Below are 14480 nucleotides of genomic sequence, written 5' to 3' on the forward strand. Positions count from 1 at the left end.
CACCGCGTCTCCTAAGCTGAGGACATGGAGCGCATCATCGGAACGGAAGTCGAGTACGGCATCTCGGCTCCCGGAGACCCCTCGGCGAACCCGATCATGACCTCGACCCAGGCGGTGCTCGCCTACGCCGCGGCTGCGTCGGTCCCGCGGCGCGACCGTCGCACGCGGTGGGACTACGAGGAGGAGTCGCCGATGCGCGACGCCCGCGGGTTCGACCTCGGACGCCATTCGGGTCCGGCGCCGATCATCGACGCCGACGAGATCGGCGCCGCCAACATGATCCTGACCAACGGCGCTCGCCTGTACGTCGATCACGCCCACCCCGAATACTCGGCGCCCGAGGTCACCGACCCGCTGGACGCCGTCATCTGGGACAAGGCGGGGGAGCGGGTGATGGAGGAGGCCGCGCGCTACGTGGCGAGCGTCCCCGGAGCTCCGCGCTTGCAGTTGTACAAGAACAACATCGACGGCAAGGGCGCGTCGTACGGCACGCACGAGAACTATCTGATGCGGCGTGACACGCCGTTCGACGCCGTCATCACCGGACTGATCCCGTTCTTCGCGTCCCGTCAGGTGATCACCGGATCGGGGCGTGTCGGCATCGGGCCGCGCGGCGAGGAGCCGGGCTACCAGCTGTCGCAGCGCGCCGACTACATCGAGGTCGAGGTCGGTCTGGAGACCACCCTCAAGCGCGGGATCATCAACACGCGCGACGAGCCGCACGCCGACCCCGACAAGTACCGTCGCCTCCACGTGATCATCGGCGACGCGAACCTCGCCGAGACGGCCACCTACCTGAAGGTCGGCACCACATCCCTGGTCCTCGATCTGATCGAGGCCGGCGTCGATCTGTCCGACCTGGCACTCGCCTGGCCGGTCGACGCGGTCCACGCGATCAGCCACGATCCGACCCTGCGAGCCACCGTCGCGCTCACCGACGGCCGCGAACTGACCGGGCTGGCCCTGCAACGGGAGTACCTCGCCCGCGTGTCGGCCTTCCACGAGGCGAATCACGCCGACGACGAGCGCGCGGCGCACGTGATCGCCACGTGGGCCGACGTGCTGGACAAGCTCGAGCGCGATCCGATGGAGTGCGCGGACATCCTCGACTGGCCCGCCAAACTCCGCCTCCTGGAGGGCTTCCGGCAACGCGAGGGGCTCGGATGGGCCGCGTCGCGTCTGCAGCTCATCGACCTGCAGTACTCGGACGTCCGCCTGGACAAGGGCCTGTACAACAGGCTCGTCGCCCGCGGGTCGATGAAGCGTCTGGTCACCGAGGAACAGGTGCGTGCGGCGGTGTCGACGCCGCCGGAGTCCACGCGCGCGTACTTCCGAGGCGAGTCGGTCCGCCGGTTCGGCGGGGAGATCACCGCGGCCAGCTGGGATTCGGTGATCTTCGACGTCGGCTCGGACAACCTGGTCCGCATCCCGATGCCGGAACCGTTGCGCGGCACCAGAAGCCATGTCGGCGACCTGCTCGATTCGGCGAGTTCCGCCGAAGACCTCGTCGAACGTCTCACGGCGCGGTGAACCGGCGATTCGCGTCCGCGCCTCACCTGCCGCCCCGGTAGGGTTGATCGCACAACGATCCTTCAAGGAGGCGATGATGGCGCAGGAGCAGGCACACCGCGGTGGCGGCGCAGGCGACGACGATGCGATCGGTGGCGGAGCCGCCGGTCAGGAGCGTCGCGAGAAGCTGACCGAGGAGACCGACGATCTGCTCGACGAGATCGACGACGTGCTGGAAGAGAACGCCGAAGACTTCGTCCGCGCCTACGTTCAGAAGGGCGGGCAGTGATCGCCGGTCGCGGCGGTCTCCCCGAGCACGACATCTCGTCGTTCACCGAATTCCTGCGTGTCGCGGCACCCGACCGGTTGCCCGGCGCGACGGTTCCCACGGCGACCGCGTTCGACGCCGAGCAGATCCCGCACGGCACGACAATCGTCGCGATCGCGTACCGGGGCGGTGTGATCCTCGCGGGCGACCGTCGCGCGACGATGGGCAACCTGATCGCCAACCGGGACGTCGAGAAGGTGTATCAGACCGACGACTATTCGGCGGCCGGCATCGCCGGGACCGCGGGCATCGCGATCGAGATGGTGCGGTTGTTCGCCGTCGAACTCGAACACTACGAGAAGATCGAGGGGATCCCGCTCACCCTCGACGGCAAGGCCTCGCGCCTGGCGTCGATGGTGCGCGGCAACCTCGGAGCCGCCATGCAGGGTCTGGCCGCCATCCCGCTGCTCGTCGGATACGAACCCGCTCCCGGCGGCGACCGGCCGCGCGGACGGATCTTCTCGTTCGACGTCGCGGGCTCGCGCCATGAGGAACGCGGTGGATACGAGGCGATCGGTTCCGGTTCGGTGTTCGCCAGGTCGTCGTTGAAGAAGCTGTACACCGCCGAACTCACGGCGGACGAGGCGCTGTCGGCGGCCGTCGAGGCCCTGTACGACGCCGCCGACGACGACACCGCGACCGGCGGGCCCGACCTGGTGCGGCGGATCTTCCCGACCGCGGTGCGGATCGGCGACGACGGGGCGTCCCATGTGCCCGACGACGAGATCGCGGCGGCCGCGCAGGCGGTCGTCGACCGAAGGAGCGCGACCCGATGACGTTCCCGTACTACGCGAGCGCAGAGCAGATCATGCGCGACCGGTCGGAGCTCGCGCGCAAGGGCATCGCCCGTGGACGCAGCGTGGTCGCGATGACCTACGCCGACGGCGTCCTGTTCGTGGCGCACAACCCGTCGAACACGCTGCGCAAGATCAGCGAGATCTACGATCGCATCGGATTCGCGGCGGTCGGCAAGTACAACGAGTTCGAGGGGCTCCGGAAGGCGGGCATCCAGCTCGCCGACCTGCGCGGCTTCTCGTACGATCGCGCGGACGTGACGGGTCTGTCGCTGGCGAGCGCCTATGCGAACACTCTCGGCACCGTGTTCACCGAGCAGGCCAAGCCGTTCGAGGTCGAGTTGTGCGTGGCCGAGGTCGGCGCGCCGGGCGCCGCGACGCCGTCGCAGCTGTACCGCATCGGCTACGACGGGTCGATCGTCGACGAACGGTCGTTCCTCGTGATGGGCGGGTCCACCGAGCCCGTCGTCGCCTCGATGAAGGACGCCTACCGCCCGGACATGACGCTCGCGCAGGCGCTGCAGGCCGCCGCACGCGCCTTGGCGTCGCCCGCCGACACGAAGGACGGCGACGCGGCGGTCGCCGCCGCGCTCACCGCAGACGACATCGAGGCGGCCGTCCTCGATCGCACGCGGCCGAGGCGGGCGTTCAAACGCCTCGCCGTCGACCGGGTCACCGCACTCCTGGGAGAGGACTGACGTGGAACGCCGCATCATGGGCATCGAGACCGAGTTCGGTGTCACGTGCACCTTCAAGGGGCAGCGCCGCCTGAGCCCGGACGAGGTGGCTCGCTACCTGTTCCGCCGCGTGGTCGCGTGGGGGCGCTCGTCGAACGTCTTTCTCGAGAACGGTGCGCGCCTGTACCTCGACGTCGGCTCGCACCCCGAGTACGCGACGGCCGAATGCGACTCGGTCGCCCAACTCGTCGCCCACGACCGTTCGGGTGAACGCATCCTCGAGGAGCTCATCGTCGACGCGGAGCAGCGCCTCGCGGACGAGGGCATCGGCGGTGACATCTACCTGTTCAAGAACAACACCGACTCGGCGGGCAACTCCTACGGGTGCCACGAGAACTATCTGGTCAGCCGCATGGGCGAGTTCGGCAGGGTCTCCGATGTGCTGCTGCCGTTCCTGGTCACCCGCCAGTTGATCTGCGGCGCAGGCAAGGTGATGCCTGTCGGTCAGGAGACCAGGCTCTGCCTGTCGCAGCGCGCCGACCACATCTGGGAGGGCGTGTCGTCGGCGACGACCCGTTCACGACCGATCATCAACACGCGCGACGAGCCGCACGCCGACGCCGAGAAGTACCGACGCATGCACGTCATCGTCGGCGACTCCAACATGTCCGAGACGACGACCATGCTCAAGGTCGGGTCGGCGCTGCTCGTCCTGGAGATGATCGAGTCGGGCATCTCGTTCCACGACTTCGCCCTGGACAACCCGATCAGGGCGATCCGCGACATCAGCCACGACATCACCGGCCGACGTGAGGTCCGTCTGGCGGGCGGCAAGACGGCGACCGCGCTGTCGATCCAGCGGGAGTACCACGCCCGCGCCGTGACCCACCTCGCCGGTCGTGCGCCGGACCCGACGATGGACCGCGTCGTCGACCTGTGGGGACGGACGCTGGACGCCGTCGAATCGGGCGATTTCAGCGGTGTCGACACCGAGATCGACTGGGTGATCAAGCAGAAGTTGTTCCGGCGCTATCAGGACCGTTACTCGATGGATCTCGGCGACCCGAAGATCGCCCAGCTCGATCTCGCCTACCACGACATCCGTCGGGGACGCGGCGTCTTCGACCTGCTGCAGCGCAAGGGGCTCGCGGCGCGCGTCGTGACCGACGAGGAGATCGACGCGGCCGTCACGACTCCGCCGCAGACGACACGCGCGAAACTGCGCGGCGACTTCATCGCGGCCGCGACCAAGGCGCAACGCGACTTCACCGTCGACTGGGTCCATTTGAAGGTCAACGACCAGGCGCAGCGGACAGTCCTGTGCAAGGATCCGTTCCGAAATGTGGACGAGCGCGTCGATCGGCTCATCTCGTCGCTGTAGCCTCTACGATGGCGGCGTGACAACCGGAAAGAACGAGCGGCTGCTCAATCTCGTCATCTGCTTGATGTCGGCGCGTCAGTACGTGACGGCCGACTACCTGCGCAAGCACGTGATCGGGTACATGGACCTGGCGGGGCAGAGCGACGACACGTTCAAGCGCATGCTCGAACGCGACAAGAACGAGCTGCGCGAGATGGGCATCCCCGTCGAGACCGGCCGCAATCGGCTGTCCGCCGATGAGGGCTACCGGATCAAGCCCGCCGACTACGCACTGCCCGCGATCGCGCTCGAGGCCGACGAGGCCGCGGCCGTCGCCGCCGCCGCGGCGGTGTGGCGCGATCCCGACGTCAGCGTCGTCTCGCAGACCGCGGTGTTGAAGCTCCGGGCCGCGGGTGTCGAGGTGGCGTCGTCGGACGAGCTCGCCGTCATGTCGGGCGGCGCGACCCGGTCGATGGGATCGGAGTCGACGATCCGCGGCCTGCTCGGCGCGATCGAGGCGCGGCAGTCGGTCACGTTCACGCACCGGACTCCCACCGGTCGGAACGCGCGCAGGCTTGAACCGTGGGGCGTGATCGGCAACCGCGGACGCTGGTACGTGATCGGTCACGATCTGGACCGGGACGCGACGCGCACGTTCCGCCTGTCCCGGGTGGACGATGTGGCCGTGGCCTCCGACCGCGGTCAGGTGCACGTCCCGACGGACGTCGATCTGAACGCTCTGGTGGACGCCGCCGTGTCGGGCGCGAACGGCGGGTCGGGTGCGGTGGCGACGGTGTGGCTGGCCGCCGACCGCGGACACCTCCTGCGGCGGATGGCGACCCGGACGGTCGCGAGCGACCTCGACGGCGATCGGGGCGATGTCGTCGACATCGAGATCCGCTCCCGGTCGGCGCTGGTCCGAGCGGTGCTGGAGGCCGGAGCCGACGCCGTCGTGCTGACCCCGGACGATCTGCGCGCCGAGGTGATCGCCGAGCTCGACCGGCTGATCGACGCGGAGGCGGTCCGATGAGCACAGCGGCGCCGACTCGACTCTCGCGACTGCTCGCGATGGTCCCGTACTTCCTCGCCAGGCCCGGTATCAGACTGTCCGTCGCGGCGGCCGACCTCGGCGTCAACGAGCGGCAGCTCACCAAGGACCTCGAGCAGCTGTTCGTCTGCGGTCTGCCCGGCTACATGCCCGACGACCTGATCGACATCGAGTTCTCGAGCGGTTGTGTCCACGTCGGCTTCACCGCGGGCATGGACCGCCCGCTGCGGTTGACCGGCGCGGAGGCGAACGTGCTGATCATCGCCCTGCGGATGCTGCTCGACGCCGGCGCGGTCGACTCCGACGCGGTCCGTCGCGCGATGGCGAAGATCGAGGCCGCCGTCGGGCTGACGCTGACACCGGTCGCCGCGACCACTCCGGCGTCGGACGATCCGGTGCGCAAGTCGATCCGCGACGCCGTCGCGGCGGGCCGAGCACTCGCGATCCGCTACTACACGCCGAGCCGTGACGAGGTGACCGACCGCGTCGTCGATCCGATCCGGATCCAGGCGATCGACTCGCAGAGCTATCTCGAAGCGTGGTGTCGTACGTCCGGCGGAGTGCGGCTGTTCCGCTTCGACCGCGTCTACTCGGCGAATGCCCTCGACGAGCCGTCGAGCCCGCCGCCGGAGGCAGCGGCGGCGTCGGAGCCGCTCGCGGGCTCGTCGACGCTGACCGGTGATCTGCCGACCGTGCGGGTGGAGATCGATCCGGATTCGCTGTGGCTGCTGGAGTACTACGCCGCAGAGGCCGAGGTGGAACTCGACGGCGAGCCGGACGGGCCGATCGTCGCGGTGCTCCGGTACGGGTCGTCGCAGTGGCTGGAACGGTTCCTGCGCAGCTTCGGCGGCAGCGTCCGCCTCGTTCCGGGGGAGGCGGACGACGTGGCGTCGGCCGTCGCTTCGACCGCGGCGGCCGCCCGCGCCCGATACCGCTGACCGCGACGCGTCGGGCTCGATCGGACGAAAGCGGCCGCGGCGAGTAGAGTCGTGGTCGACATCTGTTACACGTGTGGAGGTTCTGTCATGGGCGCCCTTTCCTGGTGGCACTGGGCAATCGTTCTGGTGGTCGTCGTGGTCCTGTTCGGTTCGAAGAAGCTGCCGGAGGCCGCGCGCGGACTCGGCCGCTCGATGCGCATCTTCAAATCGGAGATGGCCGAGATGGCGAACGACGGCAACGACAAGAAGCCGGCGGACGGCCCGAAGGAGCTCCCGGCCGTGGAGCCGACGGTTCAGGTGGACGTGACGTCCGACGAGAAGAAGTCGGCGTAGCCGCCCTCCTGACAGACGCGTGGGAATCAACTTCCGTCGACTCGATCCGCGCAGGCGGCGCAGTAAGACCAACCCGAACGGCTCGATGCCGCTGGCCGAGCACCTGTACGAGCTCCGATACCGACTGCTGTTGTCGCTCGGCGCCATCGTCGTGACGACGATCGTCGGCTTCGTCTGGTACACGCACGGGCCGGGCCCGATCGAGTCCCTCGGCGAACTGCTGCGTCGCCCGTACTGCGAGCTCGATCCGTCGACTCGGGCGACCCTCACCCCGGACGGCGCCTGCCGACTGCTCGCGACCGGTCCGTTCGACCAGTTCATGCTCCGCCTGCAGGTGGCGCTCACCGCGGGCATCGTCCTCGCCTGCCCGGTGTGGTTCTACCAACTGTGGCGATTCATCACACCCGGTCTGCACGACAACGAGCGCAAGTACGCGGTCAGTTTCGTCTCCGCCGCCGCGGTCCTCTTCGTCACCGGCGCCGTGCTCGCGTACGTCGTGGTCACGAAGGCCTTCGAATTCCTGCTGACCGTCGGCAATGACGTCCAGGTGACCGCGTTGTCGGGCGATCAGTACTTCAGTTTCATGCTGCACCTGCTGATCATCTTCGGCATCAGCTTCGAACTGCCTCTGCTGATCGTGGCGCTCAACATGACCGGCATCGTCAGCTACCGGCGGCTCAAGGCCTGGCGGCGCGGCCTGATCTTCACGATGTTCGTGTTCGCGGCCATCGTCACTCCCGGTCAGGACCCGTTCACGATGCTCGCGCTGTCGGGAGCGTTGACAGTCCTGCTCGAACTCGCAATCCAGGTGGCGCGCGTCCACGACAAGCGCAAGGCCAAGCGGGCCCCGGAGTGGGCGAATCTCTCCGACGACGAGGCATCGCCGCTCGACCTCCCGACCGAACGGTCGCGCGCGTCGGCGGTGCCCGCGCCGACTGCCGTCGCGTCGTCCGGTCCGCTCGGCGCCTCGCGCGACCGGAATTCGGTTCGCGACGGGTCGGCTTTCGATGAGATCCTGTAGGGGATGAGCACAGATTCACCGCACTCCGACCCGCAACTGACGGCTTTCACCTCCCGGCTCTCGTTCGGGATCGACGATTTCCAGCGGCGCGCATGCGAGGCCCTCGAAGACGGTCGCGGCGTGCTGGTCTGCGCGCCGACCGGCGCAGGCAAGACGATCGTCGGCGAGTTCGCCGTGCACCTGGCACTCGCGGAGGGCGGGAAGTGCTTCTACACGACACCCATCAAGGCGCTGAGCAATCAGAAGTACCACGACCTGCTGCAGGTCCACGGCCAGGAGAACGTCGGCCTGCTGACCGGTGACAACTCGATCAACTCGTCCGCACCCGTGGTCGTCATGACCACCGAGGTGCTGCGGAACATGATCTACGCCGATTCCGCGGCGCTCGACGGTCTGTCGCACGTCGTGATGGACGAGGTCCACTTCCTCGCGGACCGCTTCCGCGGCGCCGTTTGGGAGGAGGTGATCCTCGGGCTCGATCCGAGCGTCCGGGTCGCGAGCCTGTCCGCGACGGTCAGCAACGCCGAGGAGTTCGGCGACTGGATCACGACGGTTCGCGGCGACACCGCGGTCATCGTCGACGAGCACCGCCCGGTGCCCTTGCATCAGCACATGCTGGTCGGCAACCGGATGTTCGAGTTGTTCGAACGTCCGCGGCGCGGCGGCGACGCGAAGGCGAAGCGTCAGGTGAACGCCGACCTGTCGCGGTACATCAAACACCGCATGCTCGGAGCCGACGCGGTCGGCGGCTACGAGGACCGCCTGTCCCGCGAACGTCGACGGCGAGGCAACCGGTCGGGAGGCGTCAATCGTCCGCGTATGATCGCGAACCTCGAAGCCGAGGGCCTGTTGCCCGCGATCGACTTCATCTTCTCCCGGGCGGGCTGCGAGGCCGCGCTGAACCAGTGCCTGCGTTCGGATCTGCACCTCCTCGAACCGGATGAGGTGGCGCGGGTCGACGCGGTCGTCGACGCACACCTGTCCGAACTGGCGCCCGGCGACGCCGACGTGCTCGGCGTGGACGACTGGCGGTGGGCCCTGCGACGAGGATTCGCCGCGCATCACGCGGGCATGCTCCCGACCTTCCGTCAAGCCGTGGAGGAACTGTTCTCCCGGGGCCTGGTGAAGGTCGTCTTCGCGACCGAGACCCTCGCGCTCGGCATCAACATGCCCGCTCGCAGCGTCGTCCTGGAGCGACTCGTGAAGTACAACGGCGAATCGCACGTCGATCTGACACCGGGGGAGTACACGCAGCTCACCGGCCGCGCCGGACGCCGGGGCATCGACGTCGAAGGACACGCGGTGGTGATCTGGACACCCGAGGTGGTGCCGGATCGCGTCGCGGGCCTCGCGGGTGCGCGGACGTTCCCGCTGCGCAGTTCGTTCGCCCCCGAGTACAACATGGCGATGAATCTGATCGACCGGCTCGGCGTCGACGGGTCCCGCGCGCTGCTGCGTCGTTCGTTCGCCCAGTTCCAGACCGACCGATCGATCGTCGGGCAGGCCCGGCGGCTGGACGACGCGACCCGTACGCTGCGCAAACTCGACGCGGAACTCGATGCGGCGGCGGCGCGGCGCGGCGTCGACGTCGAACGGTTCACCGAGTACGTCGGGCTCCGCGAGGAGATCCGACGCTCCGAGCGCGCGCAGAGGTTCGTCCGCCGCGTCGACGGTGAACACGCCGTCACCGAGGAGCTGAGCGCCCTGTCCCGCGGCCAGGTGATCTCGGTCGAGGCAGGCAGGCACCGGGGCCTGGCCGTGGTGCTCGAGGCCGCGTGGAAGGGCGCCGACCCCAAACCGCTCGTCCTGCTCGACGACGGGTGGGTCGGGAGGATCGGCGTGTCGGACTTCGTGAATCCGCCCGCGGTGCTCGGCGAGATCCGCATCCCGAAGAAGGCCGACACGCGCTCGCGGCACGCACGCCGCGAGATCGCGTCCGCCCTGGCGAAGTCGGGCATCGAACGCCCCCGGGGACGGGTCAAGAAGCGGGCCGCCGAGCCGAACGTCGAACTGGACGGTCTGCGTCGCCGTCTCCGCACGCACCCGATGCACAAGGCGTCGGGCCTCGATGAGCTGTATCGGATGTCCGAGCGGCGCGCGCGGGTGGAACGGGACGTGGTGTCGTTGGAGAAGGCCGTCCGCGAGCGCACATCGCAGCTGGAGACCGATTTCGACGCCGTCGTGGCGGTCCTCGTCGAACTGAACTATCTCGAGGCCGACGGAGAGGGCTCGCTTCGGGTGACCCCGACCGGGACGGTGCTGCGCCGGATCTACAGCGAGAGCGATCTCCTGGTCGCCGAGTGCATCCGAGCCGGCGTGTGGAACGGGTTGTCGCCGTCCGACCTGGCCGCGGTGGTCTCATCGGTGCTGTTCGTGTCGCGACGCGAGTCGTACGGGGCCGGTGTCGATTCGATGCCTGGGAACCCCGCGATGCGGGACGCGCTGACCGGAACCCTGCGGGTCTGGGAGGCGACCAATCGTGTTCAGGAACGTCACGGCGTCGTTCAAACGCGTGAACCGGACACCGGGTTCTGTGCCGCGGTGTCGGCGTGGGCGTCCGGGCGGACGCTGCGCGAGGCGCTCGGTGCGGCGACCGCTCAGGGCAATCAACTCTCGCCCGGCGACTTCGTGCGCTGGAACCGTCAGGTCATCGACCTGCTCGAACAGATCCGTCTCGGCGTCGATCCGGCCGACCCGCTGGCGGGGGCGGCCAAACGGGCGGTCTCCGGGGTGCGGCGCGGAGTGGTGGCGTCCGAACTCGGCTGAGGAGTCCGACACCGGCCGTCGTCCCCAGACACGGCGGTCCGCTGCGGTAGCCTGGCATCCGACGTTGAAACGGGCAATCCCCATCGATGAGGAGAGGTCTGCGATGACCACTGGTAACGAGCCGACCGACACGGGCGCATCCGCGTCCCAGCCGGATGCGGGCGGCGACGAGACATCGATCGTGCAGCGCCCGGACATCCCGTCGTCGTCCGACGACACGTCGGACGCGACGACGATCTCGCAGCTTCCGGTGACCCCCGCACCGCCGCAGGCCACCGAGATCATCGCCAAGCCCGAACAGCCGATCGCGCCCGCCGCCCCCGGGTACGGACAGCCGCAGCCCCCTCAGCCGCAGCCCCAGCAGCCGGGGTACGCGCCGACGCAGTTCGCGCAGCCCCCGCAGGCGGCCCAGTTCGGTCAGCCGCAGGCTCCGCAGTACGGGGCGCCCCAGCCGCAGGCGCCCCAACCCCAGCAGCCCGCACCCCAGTTCGGTGCTCCGGGTCAAGCCCCGGTTCCGCCGCAGCCCGGCCAGCCGTTCGGTCAGCCGCAGGGCGCCGCGCCCCAGTACGGAGCCCAGTCGTTCGGCACGGCGCCGATGACCGCGCCCGAGCCGCAGGGCGCCGCCCCGCAGTACGGCGCACCGGCCTACGGTCCCGCGGGCCAGCCCCAGTACGGTGCGCCCGCCTACCAGGCGCCCGGCGGCGACTCGACGTTGCACCCGAGCACGCCCAACCCGTACGCGCCGAACCCGGCCGCGGCCGGACCCGACGCGTCCGGCAAGCGGGGGAAGGGTCTGCTCATCGGGATCATCGCGGGTGTGGTCGTGTTGATCGCGGCGATCGCCCTCGTGACGGCCTTCATCTGGCCGAAGTGGACCGAGAAGTCGTTGTCGCAGTCGGCCGTCGAGTCGGGCGTGCAGAAGATCCTGACGCAGGCGCAGCCGGACGGCTACGGGATCACCGACGTCAAGGACGTCAGCTGCCCGGACGGCCAGAAGGTCGACGCGGGTGTCACGTTCACGTGCTCGGTGAAGGTGAACGGCGAGAACAAGCACGTCACCGTCACCGTCAAGGACAGCGACGGCACATACGAGGTCTCCCGACCGGTCAACTGACTCCGGTTCACCCGACCGGCAGTCGCACGAGCGAGTGCGGTCGGGTGTTCACCGGTTCGCAGCCGTCGGCCGTGACGATGACGATGTCCTCGATGCGGGCGCCCCAGTCGCCGTCGAAGTAGACGCCGGGCTCCACGCTGAACGCCATGCCCTCGCGGAGGACGTCGTCGTTGCCGTCGACGATGTACGGCTCCTCGTGGACCGACAGGCCGATGCCGTGCCCGGTGCGGTGAATGAACCGGTCGCCGTATCCGGCCGCGGTCAGGATGTCCCGGGCGACGGCGTCGATCTGCGCCGCGCGCACGCCGGGCCGGACGGCGGCGACCGCTGCGGCCTGCGCTTCCTCGAGAGCGGCGTATGCGGCCGCGACATCCGGCCGCGGTGACGCGAAGCAGTAGGTGCGGGTGGAGTCCGAATTGTATCCGGGCGCGACCGGTCCGCCGATGTCGATGACGACGACGTCGTCCACCGAGATCACGCGATCGGAGTGTTCGTGGTGCGGGTCGGCCCCGTTCGGGCCCGAGCCGACGATGATGAACTCGGCCACCGTGTGTCCCTCGGCGAGCATCGCGGCATCGATGTCGGCCGCGACCTGCGCCTCCGTCCGACCAGGACGAAGGAACTCGGCCATCCGTGCGTGCACCCGATCGATCGCCGCGCCCGCTCGGCGCAGTGCGTCGAGCTCGGCGTCGTCCTTGATCATGCGCAGCTCGCGGAGCACGGCGGTCGCCAGCACGGGCGCCGTGCCGGTACGGGCCGCGAGCGGGATCAAGTGCAGAGCCGGCAGGGAGTCGGAGACGGCGATCCGGGCGTCGCGCGGGAGGCCGTCGGTGGCGCGCGCGTACGGATCCTCGCCGTCGACCCAGTCGGTCACGTCGAGCCCGAGATCGGGTACGGCGGATTCACGGAGCGCGGCGAGTTCGATCCGTGCGGTGATCACTTTCGCAGGCCCCCGTGCGGGGACGACGAGCGCGGTGAGCCGTTCGAACGTGTCCGCCCGCGACCCGGTGAGGTACCGGAAGTCGGGTCCGGTGCCCACGATCAGAGCGTCCAGGCCCGCGTCGCGGGTCAGCTCGGCGGCGCGCCGCAGACGTCGTTCGTACACGTCGGACGGGAATCGATCTGCCATGTCGGCAACGTTACGCGGACACCTCGTGCCGCGAGATGTCGGAGGGATGTGGAACAGTGGGCACCATGACCGGATCGGTGATGCTGCTCGATGGTGCGAGCCTGTGGTTTCGTTCGTTCTATGCCCTGCCCGAGAAGATGACCTCACCCGACGGGCGCCCGGTCAACGCTGTCCGCGGATTCGTCGACACGATCGCCGCGCTGGTGACCGACCATCGGCCGACTCGGCTCGTGGTGTGCCTCGACCTCGACTGGCGTCCGTCGTTCCGGACCGATCTGATCCCGTCGTACAAGGAGCACCGTGTGGCGGTGACCGGCTCCGGCGACGCACCCGATGTGGAAGAGGTGCCCGACACCTTGACCCCGCAGGTCGACATGATCATGGACGTCCTGCGGTGCGCGGGCATCACGACGTCCGGAGCCGCGGGCTGTGAGGCCGACGACGTCATCGGCACGCTCGCCTTCGCCGAGGCCGACGACTCGGTCCTCGTCGTCAGCGGTGATCGTGATCTCCTGCAGGTGGTCGCCGACGATCCGGTTCGCGTCCGCGTGCTGTACGTGGGACGCGGCCTCCGCAACGCCGAGTTGATGGGCCCGATCGAAGTGGCGGCCAAATACTCGGTCCCCGTCGAGAGGGCGGGCACCGCGTACGCCGAGATGTCGATCCTTCGCGGCGACCCGTCCGACGGACTGCCCGGAGTGCCCGGCATCGGCGAGAAGACCGCGGCCAAACTGATCACCGCCTACGGCGACCTTGACACTCTCGAGGCTGCCGCCTACCAGCCGGATTCGACGATGGCCGCGCGCGCTCGGAACTCGATCCAGGCGTCGAAGGACTATCTCGCCGCCGCCCGCACCGTGGTGGCCGTCCGCACGGACGCCGACACCGTCCCGAGTCGTTCCGACGATCGGCTGCCGTCGGAACCGGACGACGCCGACGGCCTGCGCGCGCTCGTCGCCGAACTCGGGATCGACGCCAGCGTCGGCCGTCTCTCCACGGCGTTGGAATGGAATCTGACGCTGTAGCGTCCCCTCGTCACACGAACATCGACGCCGAGCCCATCGCCCGGGTCACCGTCACCTCGATGACGACGCGTGCGGGGTTGGCGCGGGGCTTCCGGTACCGCGCTTCATACCGGTCCTCCGCGTCGCGGACCGATGCCGCATCGCGCAACACGCGCGCGGTGCCCTCCAAGGTCAGCCACCGCGCCCCGTCGACGTGGGTGAGCGCCGCGCGGCCTCCGCGTTCGGCGTTGCGCGCCTTCTGATTTCCGCCCGATGTGATGACCCGGGCGACGCCGGCCTCCCGGTCGATCGTGAATCCGACCGGGCAGACGTGCGGGGTGCCGTCGGCCCGGAGGGTGGCGAGTGTGGCGAGCTGATATTCGGCGAGGAAGTCGTCGGCCGCCTGGCTGAGGTCGGCGAGGGTTCGGGTCATGCGTCGACAGTAGTCCGACACACCGG

General features: G+C 69.2%; 14 protein-coding genes. 12 read left to right on the forward strand and 2 right to left on the reverse strand.

Annotated features, from left to right (window positions below):
• Nucleotides 1–24 precede the first annotated feature (24 nt).
• From dop to GYB83_RS23910, 11 genes are all read left to right on the forward strand, one after another.
• Nucleotides 25–1530: a depupylase/deamidase Dop gene (gene dop, locus GYB83_RS16465; protein ID WP_161896491.1), complete on the forward strand. Its 1506-nt coding sequence runs from the start codon at nt 25–27 to the stop codon at nt 1528–1530.
• Nucleotides 1531–1606: 76 nt separating this feature from the next.
• Nucleotides 1607–1798 (forward strand): ubiquitin-like protein Pup, encoded by a 192-nt coding sequence (locus GYB83_RS16470; RefSeq protein ID WP_161896492.1) that lies wholly within the window; start codon nt 1607–1609, stop codon nt 1796–1798.
• Nucleotides 1795–2613 carry a proteasome subunit beta gene (gene prcB, locus GYB83_RS16475; RefSeq protein ID WP_161896493.1) on the forward strand — a complete coding sequence of 273 codons (819 nt, stop codon included), beginning with the start codon at nt 1795–1797 and terminating at the stop codon, nt 2611–2613. The genes GYB83_RS16470 and prcB overlap by 4 nt, the downstream gene beginning before the upstream one ends.
• Complete coding sequence (gene prcA / locus GYB83_RS16480; protein WP_161896494.1) at nt 2610–3329, forward strand: proteasome subunit alpha; 720 nt, start codon at nt 2610–2612, stop codon at nt 3327–3329. The genes prcB and prcA overlap by 4 nt, the downstream gene beginning before the upstream one ends.
• Before the next feature lies 1 nt (nt 3330).
• Entirely contained in the window at nt 3331–4689 is a 1359-nt protein-coding gene (gene pafA / locus GYB83_RS16485) for a Pup--protein ligase (RefSeq protein ID WP_161896495.1), read from the forward strand.
• A gap of 16 nt (nt 4690–4705) precedes the next feature.
• Complete coding sequence (locus GYB83_RS16490) at nt 4706–5698, forward strand: helix-turn-helix transcriptional regulator (protein WP_161896496.1); 993 nt, start codon at nt 4706–4708, stop codon at nt 5696–5698.
• Nucleotides 5695–6654, forward strand: coding sequence for a helix-turn-helix transcriptional regulator (locus tag GYB83_RS16495; protein ID WP_161896497.1), 960 nt, complete (start codon nt 5695–5697; stop codon nt 6652–6654). The genes GYB83_RS16490 and GYB83_RS16495 overlap by 4 nt, the downstream gene beginning before the upstream one ends.
• Nucleotides 6655–6741: 87 nt before the next feature.
• On the forward strand, nt 6742–6987 hold the full coding sequence (gene tatA, locus GYB83_RS16500) for a Sec-independent protein translocase subunit TatA (protein ID WP_161896498.1): 246 nt from the start codon (nt 6742–6744) through the stop codon (nt 6985–6987).
• 85 nt (nt 6988–7072) lie between these two features.
• Nucleotides 7073–8008 carry a twin-arginine translocase subunit TatC gene (gene tatC / locus GYB83_RS16505; RefSeq protein ID WP_161897551.1) on the forward strand — a complete coding sequence of 312 codons (936 nt, stop codon included), beginning with the start codon at nt 7073–7075 and terminating at the stop codon, nt 8006–8008.
• 3 nt (nt 8009–8011) lie between these two features.
• On the forward strand, nt 8012–10774 hold the full coding sequence (locus GYB83_RS16510) for a DEAD/DEAH box helicase (protein ID WP_161896499.1): 2763 nt from the start codon (nt 8012–8014) through the stop codon (nt 10772–10774).
• Between the two features lie 103 nt (nt 10775–10877).
• Complete coding sequence (locus GYB83_RS23910; protein ID WP_161896500.1) at nt 10878–11888, forward strand: DUF4333 domain-containing protein; 1011 nt, start codon at nt 10878–10880, stop codon at nt 11886–11888.
• Nucleotides 11889–11895: 7 nt separating this feature from the next.
• Here GYB83_RS23910 and GYB83_RS16520 read toward each other — a convergent pair whose 3' ends face one another.
• Nucleotides 11896–13017 (reverse strand): M24 family metallopeptidase, encoded by a 1122-nt coding sequence (locus GYB83_RS16520; protein WP_161896501.1) that lies wholly within the window; start codon nt 13015–13017, stop codon nt 11896–11898.
• Nucleotides 13018–13097: 80 nt separating this feature from the next.
• Here GYB83_RS16520 and GYB83_RS16525 point away from each other — a divergent pair, with 80 nt between their 5' ends.
• Nucleotides 13098–14042 (forward strand): 5'-3' exonuclease, encoded by a 945-nt coding sequence (locus GYB83_RS16525; protein ID WP_186349862.1) that lies wholly within the window; start codon nt 13098–13100, stop codon nt 14040–14042.
• A gap of 10 nt (nt 14043–14052) precedes the next feature.
• Here GYB83_RS16525 and GYB83_RS16530 read toward each other — a convergent pair whose 3' ends face one another.
• A complete protein-coding gene (locus GYB83_RS16530; protein WP_161896503.1) occupies nt 14053–14454 on the reverse strand; it encodes a pyridoxamine 5'-phosphate oxidase family protein in 402 nt (133 codons plus the stop codon).
• Nucleotides 14455–14480 lie beyond the last annotated feature (26 nt).

The sequence above is a fragment of the Gordonia spumicola genome, from assembly GCF_009932475.1.
GTDB lineage: Bacteria > Actinomycetota > Actinomycetes > Mycobacteriales > Mycobacteriaceae > Gordonia > Gordonia spumicola.

What these genes read in the sequence shown, in the direction of transcription:
- dop (WP_161896491.1), top strand. Translation starts at nt 25, where the DNA reads ATGGAGCGCATCATCGGAACGGAAGTCGAGTACGGCATCTCGGCTCCC.
- GYB83_RS16470 (WP_161896492.1), top strand. Translation starts at nt 1,607, where the DNA reads ATGGCGCAGGAGCAGGCACACCGCGGTGGCGGCGCAGGCGACGACGAT.
- prcA (WP_161896494.1), top strand. Translation starts at nt 2,610, where the DNA reads ATGACGTTCCCGTACTACGCGAGCGCAGAGCAGATCATGCGCGACCGG.
- GYB83_RS16495 (WP_161896497.1), top strand. Translation starts at nt 5,695, where the DNA reads ATGAGCACAGCGGCGCCGACTCGACTCTCGCGACTGCTCGCGATGGTC.
- tatA (WP_161896498.1), top strand. Translation starts at nt 6,742, where the DNA reads ATGGGCGCCCTTTCCTGGTGGCACTGGGCAATCGTTCTGGTGGTCGTC.
- tatC (WP_161897551.1), top strand. Translation starts at nt 7,073, where the DNA reads ATGCCGCTGGCCGAGCACCTGTACGAGCTCCGATACCGACTGCTGTTG.
- GYB83_RS16510 (WP_161896499.1), top strand. Translation starts at nt 8,012, where the DNA reads ATGAGCACAGATTCACCGCACTCCGACCCGCAACTGACGGCTTTCACC.
- GYB83_RS23910 (WP_161896500.1), top strand. Translation starts at nt 10,878, where the DNA reads ATGACCACTGGTAACGAGCCGACCGACACGGGCGCATCCGCGTCCCAG.
- GYB83_RS16520 (WP_161896501.1), bottom strand. Translation starts at nt 13,017, where the DNA reads ATGGCAGATCGATTCCCGTCCGACGTGTACGAACGACGTCTGCGGCGC.
- GYB83_RS16525 (WP_186349862.1), top strand. Translation starts at nt 13,098, where the DNA reads ATGCTGCTCGATGGTGCGAGCCTGTGGTTTCGTTCGTTCTATGCCCTG.
- GYB83_RS16530 (WP_161896503.1), bottom strand. Translation starts at nt 14,454, where the DNA reads ATGACCCGAACCCTCGCCGACCTCAGCCAGGCGGCCGACGACTTCCTC.